Raw genomic sequence first — 13,545 nt, forward strand, 5'->3', positions numbered from 1 at the left:
GCGCGCACCCAGCCGACAGCCCAGAACCCGCCCCGCAAACCCTCGGAGATCACTTCGAAACCACGTCGGTGGATCGAGGCTATGTACGGCCCCCGATCCCCCACCCCCACCGGTACGCCGGGGCTGGCCCCGGCTCCGGCTCCGCGCAGACATCCAGGCAGCCCTGAGCGTGATCCGCCGCCGGAACACCGCCCACGACCAGCCCGGCCAGCCCATAGAACCTGGCAGAGACGAACCTCCCAGGCGCCGACCTCACGAGTGCGGACCTGCGCGGCGCGGACCTCGGGCCGGACTGTGGAGTACGGCCCTGCCGGCGAAACGGGACAGTCGATCAGGATCGCCGGTCCTTTGAGTCGAGGGGGGTCAGGCGAAGTGCGTCGACGGTCAGGTCGAGAAGTCGGTCGACTCTCTCCGTTGCGTCGGTCGCCGTGGTCGACAGGAACACACCGAGGAGCATCATCGTGACGTCCTCGGGGTCGACGTCCGAGCGCAGCGAACCGGCCTCGGCGCCGCTGCGCAGCATCAGAGCGATGGCCGCCGTGATGCGTTCCCGCGTCGCGGGCGTGGCGATGCTCCCCGACGCCCAGCCGGCGCGCAGCGTGTCGGACATGCCGCGCTTGATCTTGAAGAACGCCGCGTACCGGGTCATCCACGCACGCAGGGCGGCCGCGGGCTCGATTTCGTCGAGCAACTCCGGTGCACTGGAGACGACTTCGTCGAGCTCCGCGGCGTAGACCGCCTCCACGAGCGCCTCCCGGGTTGGGAAGTGCCGGTAGAGGGTGCCGATCCCGACGCCGGCGGCGCGGGCGACTGCGTCGAGGCGGACGGCGTCCGGCGTCGCGGCGAAGGCGTCCCGGGCGGCATCGAGGAGTCGGTCACGGTTGCGCCGTGCGTCGGCGCGAGCCGGGCGGGCGGGCGCTGCCGCGTCGCGGCCAGTGGCCGTGGGCTCGGTCCCAGACAAAACGGAGAACCTCCGGTTAGTGCTACGTTGGACGAAGCGGAGAGACTCCGCTTCATCCATGCTCCCACGCGAAGGAGACAACCGATGGCTTCCCCCACCGGATCCGATCAAGTCACCGCGTCCGGCGCACCGCGCGCCGGTGGAGCCGGTCGGCTCGCGAACCGCGCAGTCTCCCGGATCGGCTTCGGCGCAATGCAGCTGGAACGTCTGAAGGGCGATCGCACGGCGGCGATCGCGCTGCTGCGCCGCTGCATCGACCTGGGCATCGATCACATCGACACGGCCCAGTTCTACGGACACGGCTTCGTGAACGAGATGATCCGCGAGGCCGTCCGGCCCGAGGACGACGTCATGGTGGTCAGCAAGGTCGGCGCCGAGCCCGATTCGGACGGCCCGCTTCCGCTCCGCCTCGCGCAGCGCCCCGAACAGCTGCGCACCGCCGTCGAGGACAACCTGGCCACCCTCAAGGTGGAACAGATCTCCCTGGTCAACCTCCGCCGCACGGACACCGGGCCCGGTCTGCGCGCTGAAGGAGATCAGGTCGTCCCTCTCGACGACCAACTTGCCGTGATGACCGCCCTGCGTGACGAAGGCAAGATCGGCGCGATCGGCCTCAGCAGCGTCTCCCTCGACGTCCTGCGCAGCGCGCTGCCCGCGGGCATCGCGTGTGTTCAGAACTCCTACAACCTGCTGGCCCGCGACGACGAGGACATGCTCCGCCTGTGCCGGGAGGAGGGGATCGCCTGGGTTCCGTACTTCCCGCTCGGCAGCGCCTTCAACGGGATGCCGAAGGTCACCGACGAGCCCACCGTCATCACCGCCGCACGTGAGCTGGGCACCACACCAGCCCAGGTCGGGCTGGCCTGGCTGCTCCACCATGCCCCGAACGTGCTGCTGATCCCCGGCACGGCCGACCCCGAGCACTTGGAGGCGAATGTGCGGGCCGGAAAGGTCACGCTCGACCCGGCGACGCTCATCGCCTTGGACGCCGCCCCTTCACGCTCGAGAGACATCGCACTGGACTAGCGATTTCGGTGGATCACCGGGCAGACCAGAGGAAGATGCCGGCGATGTGGAGTCCGGCCCGGTAGATGGTCGCGCTCTGTGGGGTGCGTTCTCCGCGATCGTGTGCCGGATGCCCCGGCGGCGCAGGTAGTCGCGGCAGGGGCCGTTGCTGTAGCCCCTGTCCGCCGCGACGGCGGCCGGCTTCTTGCGGCGCCTTCCCAGCCCGAGCCGGGGATCCCGGGTCTTCTCCAGCACCGGCACAAACTGGGTACAGTCCGTCCCCTGTTCCGCCGTGACGATCAGGGACAGCGGGCGGCAGTGGCCGTCGGCGTTCAAGTGGATCACGCTGGTGAAGCCACGCGAACGGCGAGAAGCCGGAATTGGCGCGAGGCAGGCTCGAAGCGGGCAGCGTGATCCGCGTCTTCGCCAGGAGGCATGGAATGGTGATCGCCCAGAGCACAGGCCGATCGACGGGGGGAGGCACGGCGGTCATCGGGGACTCGCGCCGAGTTCGTGGCGCACGTACTGCGCGCGCACCGAGCGGACGCCCAGCGCGACGGCGGCGCCCACGATCACCACGAACCCGAGCATCACCACGCGGGCGGACACGTACTGCGTCGCGATGCCGAGTGCGACGACCGGCACCGACAGACCGAGGTAGGCCCCGAGGAAGAAGAAGGCGAGCGCCTCGGCCCGGGACTCGGGCGGGGCGGTCGCCCCGGCCGCGGTCAGTGCGCTGCGGAAGGCCAGTCCTCCACCGGCACCGGTCAGCACCCCGCCGATCACGAACATCGCCAAGCTGGGCAGCCACATCCCGCCCACCAGCAGGGCCAGGCCGGGAACGAGCACGAGCGGGCCCGTGCGCAGCGTGAGCGCAAGCGGGGCGCGGCTCAGTGCTATCTGGGCCACCGCTCCCGCGGCGAACGCGGCGAACGCCACGGCCCCGGCCACCGCATGGGAGCTCTCGTGCAGGGTCCCGGCCAGGAAGGAGGGCGCCAGGGAGTTGAAGATTCCGTAGACGGCGAACGCACCCAGGCCTGTCGCGACGGCGGCGAAGAACATCCGGCGCGCGTGCTCCGGCACCGCGATGCGCTGCGGCCGGTACCGCGGGGCCGGATCCGGCAGGTCCGCGGTCTCGGGCGAAAAGGCGACCAGGACGGCCAGCGCGGCCAGCGCGACGAGGAACACCACGTAGGGCAGCACCAGCGGCTGGGGGGCGTACTGGGCGAGCAGCCCGGCGACCAGCGGACCGAACCCGCTGCCGCCGAGGTTGGCCGCGGTGGCGACGATCTGGGAGCGGCGCGGCGAGCCCGACCGTCCGCGCCAGGTTCCCAGGTGCAGTTCGCTCAAATACGCGGTGGCCGTCGCGGTGGTCAGGCCGACGGAGACACCGGAGAGGACCCGGGCCACCAGCAGGCCGGGCAGGCTCGGCGCGAGCACGAAGACAAGCGCGCTGACGATGTTGAGCAGCAGCGCGGGCAGGAGCACCCGCTTGCGGCCGATCCAGTCGGAGAGGTGGCCGGCGAGGAAGAGGCTGGCGATCACACCGACCGCGTACACGGCATACACGACGGTGATCATGATCGTGGAGAAGTGGTCGCGCCGCTGATAGAGCACGTACAGGGGAGTCGGCACGGCCGAAAAGCCCATGTTCACCAGAAAGGCGAGCGTGGTGGTCCAGAAGCCGAACGAGTGGTGCCGATGACGTCGGGTGGGTCGGTGGCGGTGCGCCCGCGGCTCCGCCCGCCCTGCGGGGATGACAGACAAGTACGGCTTCCTTTTCCAGGTGCTTGCTCGAGACAGCAGCGGCGTCGTTTGCCCTGCCGAGTCGCCCTTCAGGCTCCCTGGCTCGCTTTATGATGTCCAACGAAGAAAATTGATGGGGATCATTAATAGGCTGCATGAGTGCGGGAGGAGCACGACGTGGAGCTTCGGCACTTGGAACACTTCGTGGCCGTCGCCGAGGAGGGCAGCTTCACCCGCGCCGCGGCCCGGCTGCACCTGGTGCAGTCGACGCTCTCTGTCTCCGTGCGGTCCCTGGAGCGCGAACTCGGCGGGAAGCTGTTCAACCGCACTACGCGCCAGGTCGAACTCACCGACGCCGGCCGTGCCCTGCTCGACGAGGCGCGCACCGCCCTCGCGGCGGTGGACGCGGCCCGCGACGCCGTCGCAGCCGCGCAGGGCGGTGTGCGCGGCACCGTCAACGTCGGCATCATGCACTCGCTGGCGCTGATCGATCTGGCCGCCACCCTCACCCGCTACCACCGGGAGCGCCCGCAGGTGCAGATCATCCCCAGCACCGCTCCGGGCGGCTCAGCCGAACTCGTCACCCGGGTGCTCGACGGCAGCCTCGACCTGGCCTTCACCGCGCTCCCCGGCGTGTACCCCGCAGGCGTGACGCAGCGCCTGCTCGCGTCCGAGCCCCTACTGCTCGCCTGCCCGGAGGGCCACCCCCTCGCCAAGCACCCGGTGATCCCGCTCGTCGACCTGGACGGCGAGCGCTTCGTGGACTTCCCCGTCGGGTGGGGCACCCGCGCCAGCGTCGACCGCATGTTCACCCGTAGCGGCCTGCGGCGGGAGATCGCCGTAGAGGTCGCCGACATCCCCACGGTCGTCGACCTGGTCCGCGCCGGATTCGGCTGCGCCTTCGTGAGCGCCTCGCTGACCTCCGGCACCCGCGCCGACGCTCTCGCACTGCGTCCGGTGCAGCCCGCACCCCGCTTCGAGGTCTCCCTCGTCACCGCCACGGAACGCCGCCCGTCCGCCGCCGCCAGGGCGTTGATCGACCTCGTCCTGGCCACTCACGCCACCCCCCAGGACGACGACTCCAAGGCGTGATCAGGCCGGTCCGCGGGCCGCCTCGACCGCCACGGCCGGTCGACGTCCTCGACGTCCGCCACCAGAAGGCCAACCTCGGCGTAGCGGGAGTGGGGACAGGGCATCCATTCGGGCACCGGGAACTCCGGTTCCCGGGCGGGCTTCCGCGCGAGCGTCGTCCCGCCGGGCCCGGGAAGTCCGTTGACCGCTACAGCCGACAGGCCGCGACCCTAACGGTGTCGTCGGCGCCCGCGGAGCACACCCCCGACTCGGCGGGTCCACGCCCCCGTCGACTCGTCCGTGACGCGGATCCCCGCGGACCGCGCCCAGTTGCTGCTGATCCGGCCCCAAGATGGCAAGGGGACCCAGGGGTCGTGCGGGAGGCGGCCGGTGAGTAGGGGGCGCAGGTCCGTGTCGTGTTCGGCCCAAAGGGTGGAGAACTGGCTGCGGGTGACCCGGAGGCTGGTGTTGAGCTGGGTCACGGCCGCCCGGGCGCAGTCCTCGCGCCATTCGTCGCCGTGCCAGTCACCCGAATTCGCGGGAGCGTCCACCGCCAGCGCCAGGCTGAGGAAGCAGGCGGCGTTGTAGTGGACCAGATGTCCGGCGGCGGCCCTGTTGGAACCACGATGCCGCGGCGCCGCACCCGTGGTCAGCGCCCCGCGGTGGGTGTGCTGCCCAGCGTGGCCCCCGCCGCGCGCATGATCGGCGTACAGCAGACGGCGCATCCCCCAATTGCGGCCGCCTCGTAGCCAACCCCAGAGCGCCCAGCCGCTCGTGACCTCGCCGGCAACGACGCGGAACGCCTTCCGGAGCTTCTTGGGCGGCCTGGGGGGACTGGGGTTCGTCCGAAGTTCCTCGGCCGCGTGGGCGATCTTCACGGCGCCGAGGAAGGAGCGGCGACGGGTCCGAAGCGAGGGGCGGGGCCGCTCGGGGGCGAACCACTGCCGCCAGTAACGGCGTTCACCGAGGTTGCGGCGGCCCGGAAGCCAAGTGCGGGCGTAGCGGCGAAGGATGGCCCGCCGGGAGAGGCGCTTGCGGAGCTGGCGGAGGTGGGCACGGGAGCTCGATGCGTCGTCCGACTGCGGACCTCGGGCGCGGGCAATGGCCAGGCGGTACGCGGTCTCGATGTGCTCAGGCCACAACTGGGCGCAGTACGTGTAGATGTCGATGGCACTGCGGATGTGGTCGGCTTGGTTCCGCCCCCCGAAGGTCTGGGCGATGAGCTCCTGAAATCCCGCCCGATGGAGCCGGACCGGCAGGTTTCCGTGCACCAGTTCCGCGGCCTGCGCGTAATGCTTGTCTGCGCGCTGGGCCTGCTTCTTGCTGGCCCTGCTCCGTCCCCGCGCAGCCAGCGCAAGAGCCAGCTCCTGCGCCTTGATGCCTATGCGGTAGAGGCGGTACGCCGCGGGGTCGTCGCCCCAGCTCTCCCAGCGGGGGATACGATCCTTCGAGCGCGGATCCGCGAGGATCTTGACGGTGCAGTAACAAGCTATCCGCTCGTACAGCTCCCTCTCGCGGCCGTCGGGGGCCCCGTCCGTCCGCGTGGCGGCTTCGACCTCCATGATCGTCGCCGCCACCACCGTGTTCTTGGGCATGTACAGGATGCGCACCGAGAAGCGGAGCTGCTCGTCGTCGGCGGACAGACAGTGCAGCATCACGTGGTACGCCTGAGGGCGGAAGAGGGCGAGCCGCTTCATCACGTCCACCCAACCGTGCGGCGAGGACGTGGTCTCCGGGGCCGGATCGGGGCCGATGGTGGTACCGCTGCCGGGAGTCAGGACGTTCGGGCCGAGCGTGTCGGCGGCCATGTGCTCCGTGATATACGCGGCCAGTTCGGCGGTCCGCGCGGACTCATGGCCGTGGCCGCCGTTGTGGTCCGCGCCGTCGTGCCCGTTGCCGTTGCCCCTGTGCCCGTTGCCGTTGCCCCTGTGGCCGTTGCCGCCGAGGAGGCCGCGGTCCTCGCAGACCACCACAGGCAGCAGCCGGTTACTCCGGTAACGTCTCAGCAGCCAGGACACCAGTCGGACGAGCCCGATGACGACGAAGACCAGGCCGATGCCGAGCAGCCACACGGCGGTGCCGCCGGACTGTTGCCAAAACGCCGTCCATATACTCCCGCCGCCTTGGACGGGCTGAGTTTCGGGCACGGCGAATTCCAGCCTCATGACACAACTCCCCCCCATAATCCCCCTGACTGGTCGTACTGATCCCCCTCACCGGAGATCACCAAGCCCACACGGGGTCGTAAATTGTCAACCCGCCTTCTCCGGGGCCTCCATACGCCCTGCCGGGTCGTGCAGGACGGGCCCGCCGGCCAAGCGGGCGTGGCGACCACGGCGCCCGGACGGAGACCTCACTCCGATGCGGAGGACTGGCCGAAACCCGCCCGGTCCCGTGCCGTCACCGAAGCAGGCAGCTTGAGGGAGACTTCGCCGTCCGGGGTGACGCGGATGGTCTCATTCCCGTACCGCTTGCCCGATTCCTCGTCAGCCTGCAGGAACCAGCGCTCAGCTTCCCACTGCTGCCGCGACTGGGCCTTGGTGAGCTGGGCGGCCTTGAGGTGGTGCCCGTTGCGCGCGAGCCGCTTCCCGCCACGCACCACCCGGACGCGGCCCACCGCGCGGTCGGCCTGCTCGGCACCCACCCGGTCTCGAAGGACCCGCAGGCGCCGGGACTTGGCGAACCACTCCTGTGCGCTGCGGTAGCCGCCCGCGCCCGCTTGCTCCCCTTCTCCCCGATCGGCAGGGACAAGCGGTGCGCGATCGTCCGCACGCCCGCCTGAAGGCTTTGGATATGCGCGAGTTGGGCACGCCTGGACAGCGCCCACTGATCATGCCTGGCCTTGGTGATGCTCCCCGCCCAACGCGACGAACACTCCCCCGTCAGGGCCCGCTTACGCTCCGCCCACGAATCCGAGGAGTGCTCCAAGCCGTCGGCGCACCGGCGTTTGAGGTCCCTTGCGGCCAGCGAGCCAAGACGCGCGCCCACCAGGCACAACACCTCCTCGTCCTCGGCCCACACGGGTCCGGATCGCCACGCCCGACGGGCCAACGGCCACGAAGGGAGCAGCGATCATGCGCAACGACTCACCACCCATCGATGTACTCCCTCCAACACGCTTGAGCAGCAACAGGAAGAACGGTACGGGCCAGCACTGACATCAATGCCCGCCATATGACGTGTGCGCGCTGCAACACCACGAACCAGTGCATGCTCCTGCACACTCACACACGCTCCTGCACATCCGAAAACGAACAGTTCCCCACCCCTCGGGTGCCTCGGTGCGCCGCCGCGGCGCGGCTGGTGTGGCCGGTCGCGCGCTCCTCGTCGAGGCCGAGGGCCCACTACGTGCTGCGCGTCCGGTAGACGTGCCCAGCCGGTCGGCCGTCGATCGCCACCGGGTAACGGCTTCGGCCGTCCTTGCGTGCGAAGCTGTACCGGGGCGCCTCCTCGACGGGCGCCTCGGCCGCCGCGCGGTTGACGCGTGATACACCAAGTGGCCATGTCCCGCGAATGGGGCGTGCAGTTCGCGTGGGAAGGCATCCGGGTCCACGCCCTGTGCTCCGGCCCGGTCAACGCCCCCTCCTGCAGGAGCTGTTCGTCAAGGACCCCGAGCGGGCCGCGCGCCGCCTGGTGCACATCCCGGTCGGCCGGTTCGCGGAGGCCGAGGAGATGGCCGCGGCGATCGTGTTCCTCGCCAGCGACGACTCCTCCTTCGTGAACGCCACCGACGCCCTGGTGGACCACGGGTTCTCGGGCGCGTGCGTGACACCGCTGTGAGGCGGGCGGGATGGTCAACCTCGATGGCCGTGCCGTCAGTTCGTAAGGGTAGGGTGCCGCCGTGGACATGACGACTCCTGGGTGGTACCCGGACCCGTGGCATGAGGGCGGCGGCCCGGCGGGGCATCGGTGGTGGGACGGCACGACCTGGAGCGAGCATGTGCAGGCGCCGCAGCCGCCCGGCGGGGGCAAGCAGCGCCGCGGCCTGGTCGTGGGCGTCATAGCCGGCGCCCTCGTGCTGGTCGCGGGGGGTGTCACGGCGGCGGCGGTGCTGACTGGCGGCGACGGCGGCCGCAAGGCACCGTCGGCCCACGGGGCTGCCTCCCCTGACCGGCACGCGCCGAGCCCGTCGGCGTCGCACCCCGCCCAGCCGAGCCCGTCGGCGTCGCACCCCGCCCAGCCGAGCCCTTCCGGATCCGCGGGCGAGGACCGCCAGAGTGGCGGGAGCCGGCCCCCGGGGCAGCGCCCGGCCGTCACCGGACACGTCGACGACACGGTCAACGGCCTTCGCGTCCCCCTGCTGCGCGGCTGGCGGGGCACTTCCACCAAGACCGGCGCGGGCCTCGGGTACGGCACCGTGTACCACTGCCCGGCGGTGCCCGCCGACTCCTGCCTGCCCGGCGGGGCGTACACGCGGGTCATCGCCCATCCTGGCGACCTGACCCTCGAGGAGCTGGCACAGGCCGAGATCGGCGAGGTCGCGCGGAGCACGTACGGTACGAACACGAGCGGTCGGCAGGACTACGGCGGCATCACCGGACATCGCCAGACCGCCGCGGGGCCTGTGATGGTCGCGGGCCGGAAGGGGTACTTCATCCGCTGGAAGGCCAGCACGGGCAAGGGGCCCGGCGCCGTCGTGGAAGCAGTGGTGTTCCCCTCGCCGTGGGTCCCGGGCCGCTATCTGCTGCTCGGCTTCGGCTTCGATGACAACAGCAGGGGCCCGTCCGTGACGGACATGGAGTGGATCACCGATGGCATCGAGCGCCTCGATGGCGGCGGCAGCAGCGGCGCCAGCGCCTGACCGTGGCACCGCCCGGCCGTCACAGGAACGTCCGGCCCTCGCGGCGGTACGTCGGCACGGTCGCCGTAACCTCGTCGCCCTCGATGAGGTGCAGCGTGTCAACGCGTTCGCATAGCTCGCCCGCCTTGGCTGCCGGAACCACACCTTGTCGCCGATGAGGAGGTCGTCGGCGGGCGCGCCCAACAGCGGCGTCTGCACCTCGCCAAACCCTCGTGGGGGTCGTGCCTCAGCCCCTCGGGCGGGTACGGGACGGGCTGCCGGTCGCGGCCCGCGGCGCCCGCCGCCGGATAGGCGTCGCCCAGCACCGGTCACCCCCCGACGCCCGGCCTACGCACGAACCGCTGGGCGAACAACGCGACCGGACGCCCGCTGAACGAGGTGTAGTTGTCGAACAGCCGTGGCACATACAGTCCCGAGCCCGCCGCGATCTCGGTCACCGCGCCCCGCCTCCGCCGCCGCGCCGCGAGAGTCTCCAGCAGTGTCTTGAACGGAGCCGGAGTGAGTCGGCGACGCAGGTGCGGTAGCGCAATCTCCGACGTTGGTGACGGTTTCCTGGTAGGACAACTCGGGGAACAGCGTTAGTGCGAGGACGAAGTACACGCCGACGCGGGAGGGCAGAGCACGCAGCCGCCGCTGCACTGTCCTACGGGCAGGCCCGCGCGCTGCTGGACCAGCACCCCGCGCGGCGCGAGCCCGGCACCCGTTGGGATCTGCTCGAGTAGCGCCGCTCCGGTCTGACCCACTTCGGCGAGGCACGAGGCCGGGACGAGCCTGCTGATGCTGATGGCGAAGTCCTGACACAAGAGGGCAGAGAACGTTGGCCGCTACTTCAAGCCTTCGCCGGAGGCGATCGCCAAGGAATCCAGCCTGCTTGCGCCCGGCGGGAGCAGGCGTTGAGGGCTCCGCCTGGGCGGCTGCTGCCGGGCCGTCGCTGTTATTCCAGTGCAGTTGCCTTGCACAGCAGCACTGACCGTTCGCGGGCGTTGCCGCACAGGCGGGCGGCGAGCTCCAGCTCGGTCCGTGCCTCGGCGGTCCGGCCGAGCCGGACGAGCAGCTCGCCGCGCACGCTCGGGAGCAGGTACGAGCCCGACAGGCGGCCGGAGGCAGCCAGTTCGTCCACGACGGACAGCGCCTGCTGCGGCCCTTCGGCCATCGCGATGGCGACCGCCCGGTTGAGTTCGACGATGGGTGACGGGGCGATGCGGCAGAGCGCCTCATACAGGAGGACGATGCGCTCCCAGTCGGTCTCCGGCACCGAAGACGCCGACGCGTGGCACGCGGCGATCGACGCCTGCAGACCGTACGGTCCCAGGCCGCGCCCGAGGGCCGAGGACCGGCCGAGTGCCGCCATACCGCGACGGATCGCCGACCGGTCCCACAGACGCCGGTCCTGATCCTCCAGGAGCACCGCCCCGCCATCCGGCCCGGTGCGTGCGGGAAAGCGAGCGGCCGTGAGCTCGAAGAGGGCGAGCAGCCCGTGTACCTCCGGCTCATCGGGCAGCAACGCGGCCAGCATCCGGGCCAGTCGGATCGCCTCGTACGCCAGGTCGGGGCGCAGCAGGTGGTCACCGATCGTCGCCGTCGAGCCTTCCGTGAAGATCACGTACAGCGCGCTCAGGACACCGCCGAGCCGATGACGCCGTTCCTCTGTCGGTGGCAGCTCGAACGGGACTCCGGCTGCGGCGATCGTCTTCTTCGCCCGCGTGATCCGTGCCTGAACCGTCGGTGTGGGCACCAGGAACGCCCGGGCGATCTCCTCGCTGGACAGGCCGCCGACCACACGCAGCGTCAGGGCCACACGGGCCTCGGGCGAGAGGACCGGATGGCAGGAGATGAACATCAGCGCTAGGACATCGTCGTCGACCCGGTCGGGATCCCACGGCAGGGCGTCCGACCGGTCCGGCGGGACCACCACGCCCGAGCTCTGGTCACCCTCGGTGAGCCAGCCTCCGAGCATGGTGTAGCGCTCGTCGAGTGCCGACCGGCGGCGAAAGTTGTCGATGGCGCGCCGCCGCGCGGTCGCCAGCAGCCAGTTCACCGGGTGCGTGGGCGCACCGTCGCGCGACCAGGAGACCAGCGCCTCCGCCACCGCCTCCTGCGCGACGTCCTCGGCGAGCTCGAAGTCCCCGGTGTAGCGGGCCAACGCAGCCACGATCCGTGCGGATTCGATCCGCCAGACGGCCTCGACGGCCCGCCGCGCCGACTCGGCGCTCGGCGGGCCGTCGGCGGCCGCGGGCGTCACAGCTGGCCGGTCCGCTCGCGCCACGCCCGCTCCCTGATGATCCACTCGTTGTCCTGCGGGAACTCCTCGATGCCCGGTACGCGGCGGACCTCGCACTTCGAGCCGGCGACGGCCGGGAGCCGTTGGGCCCACTCGACCGCTTCCTCCTTCGATGCCACATCGATCAGGTAGAAGCCACCGAACAGCTCCTTCGTCTCGCCGTACGGACCGTCGGTGACCACCGGCGTCTCGCCACTGAAGTCGACCACCACGCCCTGGGCCGGGTCGTCCAGGCCCTCGGCGGCCACGAGCACGCCCGCCCGGATCAACTCCTCATTGAAGCGACCCACCGTCTCGAGCATCTCCTCGAAAGGGGTGGCCATCATCTTCGCAACGGATTCATCCGTGCCCCGCAGGATCAACATGTACTTCGCCATCTTCGGTCTCCTCGGTCTAAGGGCCGCCCTTCGGCCTTCTCACCCCAAGGTCGAACGAGGCAGCCGCGGATCGACAGGCGGACAGAAATTCCTTGCACCCGGGCCGTGGACACCGTATCCCGGAGATCCGGACACCAAGCGATGTACAGCGACGACAGCAACCGGCCATGACCGGGGCACCTTCGAGGGACGGTTTTCTAGATCGCTGATGGCTCGACTCAGCCACTGCCCCTCCCCCGGGCACCGGCCTCATCGCCAGGAGCATCGACCGCCCCGGTCGTGCCGGTCACCGTGCTGTCGGCGTCGTTCACCGAGCCTCTCAACGAGCCCGGAGATAGGCGAGAACCGCGAGGACGCGGCGGTGGCCGGCGGCGTCCTGGGGCAGGTTGAGCTTGGTGAAGATGCTCCGCACATGCGCTTCGACGGTCTTGGGGGCTCAGGAACAGCTCGGCGGACAGGGCAAGGTTGGAGCGGCCCTGGGCCATGAGATCCAAAACCCCTCGCTCGCGTTCGGTGAGCGCCGCCAGCGGGTCGTGCACACGCTTGCGGCCCAGGAGACGAGCGACGAGTTCTGGATCCAGTACGCGGTCGCCGTTCGCGACCCGCCGCACATCGCCCGCGAACGACCACGACGCCATGGTTCTTCTCGACATGCTCGGCAACCAACAGACCCCGGATTCCGCCGACCAGAACACGGCTGGGCCTGACGGCACTCTCCGACGGCAACGAAGCCGCACACCTACGGACGTCGGTCAACGACGGCTCTCCACAGTCGAGAAGCGCTGTTGACCTGGGCTGTCGCTACAGCCGAGGTGACCTGGTCGCTCCCACTACAAAACACGCCGCCCTTGGAAAGCAGTGGTCGTAGGTCTCCCGCACAGCCACGATCAGCCAGGAATGCGTGGCCGACGTTCACCGAAGTTCGGTGGCCGAGTCGGTGAGGGCCCGGCAGCCGATCAAGATGCCTCCATTGCCGCGCGCGCCGATTCGACGAACCGCCCCTGACACCACAGATACGCCTCCCGCACTTCGTCGAAGCGTGCGCGCGCGTCCGCGTCACCACGGGTGATGTGCCACAGGCACCGGTTGACCTTCAGCGCCGCCTCCAAGACGGCTTGGGCCGCTGAGGCGGTCGCGGACGGCCCTTCCAGGAGGACGATACGGACGCTGTGCATCAGAGGATGCGTAGGCTTCACGTAGCTCCGAATGCAGCTCCTCAAGGCGCCTCAGCTGCTGGTCCGGGCTGGAGATCTCGTGAAATGCGTCCAAGACCCTCCGGTACGACTCACCGATGACATGGGCG

10 protein-coding genes and 6 pseudogenes are annotated in these 13,545 nt (G+C 70.3%); 5 read left to right on the forward strand and 11 right to left on the reverse strand.

The genetic code is table 11. From position 1 onward, the window contains the following. Positions 1 to 221: 221 nt before the first annotated feature. Positions 222 to 278 (forward strand): annotated as a pseudogene (locus ACWDA7_RS30235) (pentapeptide repeat-containing protein); the annotation flags it as partial. A 53-nt stretch (positions 279 to 331) separates the two neighbouring features. Here ACWDA7_RS30235 and ACWDA7_RS30240 read toward each other — a convergent pair. After that, a complete protein-coding gene (locus ACWDA7_RS30240; RefSeq protein WP_450608081.1) occupies positions 332 to 961 on the reverse strand; it encodes a TetR/AcrR family transcriptional regulator in 630 nt (209 codons plus the stop codon). Between the two features lie 84 nt (positions 962 to 1,045). On the opposite strand from ACWDA7_RS30240, the gene ACWDA7_RS30245 reads away from it, so the two are divergent. After that, complete coding sequence (locus tag ACWDA7_RS30245) at positions 1,046 to 1,987, forward strand: aldo/keto reductase (RefSeq protein WP_450608083.1); 942 nt, start codon at positions 1,046 to 1,048, stop codon at positions 1,985 to 1,987. Here the strand turns inward: ACWDA7_RS30245 and ACWDA7_RS30250 are convergent. Further along, positions 1,958 to 2,311 (reverse strand): transposase, encoded by a 354-nt coding sequence (locus ACWDA7_RS30250; protein WP_450608085.1) that lies wholly within the window; start codon positions 2,309 to 2,311, stop codon positions 1,958 to 1,960. The two genes, ACWDA7_RS30245 and ACWDA7_RS30250, sit on opposite strands and share 30 nt — an antisense overlap. 144 nt (positions 2,312 to 2,455) lie before the next feature. Beyond that, positions 2,456 to 3,733 carry an MFS transporter gene (locus ACWDA7_RS30255; RefSeq protein ID WP_450608087.1) on the reverse strand — a complete coding sequence of 426 codons (1,278 nt, stop codon included), beginning with the start codon at positions 3,731 to 3,733 and terminating at the stop codon, positions 2,456 to 2,458. A gap of 156 nt (positions 3,734 to 3,889) precedes the next feature. Here ACWDA7_RS30255 and ACWDA7_RS30260 point away from each other — a divergent pair, with 156 nt between their 5' ends. Next, on the forward strand, positions 3,890 to 4,804 hold the full coding sequence (locus tag ACWDA7_RS30260; protein ID WP_450608089.1) for a LysR family transcriptional regulator: 915 nt from the start codon (positions 3,890 to 3,892) through the stop codon (positions 4,802 to 4,804). A 209-nt stretch (positions 4,805 to 5,013) separates the two neighbouring features. On the opposite strand, the gene ACWDA7_RS30265 is transcribed toward ACWDA7_RS30260, so the two are convergent. Beyond that, on the reverse strand, positions 5,014 to 6,948 hold the full coding sequence (locus ACWDA7_RS30265) for a hypothetical protein (RefSeq protein WP_450608091.1): 1,935 nt from the start codon (positions 6,946 to 6,948) through the stop codon (positions 5,014 to 5,016). 206 nt (positions 6,949 to 7,154) lie between these two features. Then, positions 7,155 to 7,880: pseudogene (locus tag ACWDA7_RS30270) on the reverse strand (IS200/IS605 family accessory protein TnpB-related protein); the annotation flags it as partial. Between the two features lie 399 nt (positions 7,881 to 8,279). On the opposite strand from ACWDA7_RS30270, the pseudogene ACWDA7_RS30275 reads away from it, so the two are divergent. Further along, a pseudogene (locus ACWDA7_RS30275) lies at positions 8,280 to 8,563 on the forward strand (SDR family oxidoreductase); the annotation flags it as partial. Positions 8,564 to 8,630: 67 nt separating this feature from the next. Then, the gene (locus ACWDA7_RS30280; RefSeq protein WP_450608093.1) at positions 8,631 to 9,584 is read left to right on the forward strand and encodes a DUF2510 domain-containing protein; all 954 of its coding nucleotides are present in this window, start codon (positions 8,631 to 8,633) and stop codon (positions 9,582 to 9,584) included. Between the two features lie 19 nt (positions 9,585 to 9,603). Here the strand turns inward: ACWDA7_RS30280 and ACWDA7_RS30285 are convergent. The 6 genes and pseudogenes from ACWDA7_RS30285 to ACWDA7_RS30310 all read right to left on the reverse strand — a co-directional run. Next, positions 9,604 to 10,024 (reverse strand): annotated as a pseudogene (locus ACWDA7_RS30285) (amino acid deaminase/aldolase); the annotation flags it as partial. A 21-nt stretch (positions 10,025 to 10,045) separates the two neighbouring features. Beyond that, positions 10,046 to 10,220: pseudogene (locus tag ACWDA7_RS30290) on the reverse strand (transposase domain-containing protein); the annotation flags it as partial. Positions 10,221 to 10,518: 298 nt separating this feature from the next. Next, complete coding sequence (locus ACWDA7_RS30295) at positions 10,519 to 11,850, reverse strand: RNA polymerase sigma factor (protein WP_450608095.1); 1,332 nt, start codon at positions 11,848 to 11,850, stop codon at positions 10,519 to 10,521. Next, entirely contained in the window at positions 11,823 to 12,242 is a 420-nt protein-coding gene (locus ACWDA7_RS30300) for a YciI family protein (RefSeq protein ID WP_450608097.1), read from the reverse strand. Before ACWDA7_RS30300 ends, ACWDA7_RS30295 begins: the two co-directional genes overlap by 28 nt. 470 nt (positions 12,243 to 12,712) lie before the next feature. Further along, positions 12,713 to 12,895: pseudogene (locus ACWDA7_RS30305) on the reverse strand (DNA-binding response regulator); the annotation flags it as partial. 303 nt (positions 12,896 to 13,198) lie between these two features. Continuing rightward, positions 13,199 to 13,417 (reverse strand): hypothetical protein, encoded by a 219-nt coding sequence (locus ACWDA7_RS30310; protein WP_450608099.1) that lies wholly within the window; start codon positions 13,415 to 13,417, stop codon positions 13,199 to 13,201. Positions 13,418 to 13,545: the final 128 nt, after the last annotated feature.

This window comes from Streptomyces sp. NPDC001156 (assembly GCF_053598275.1).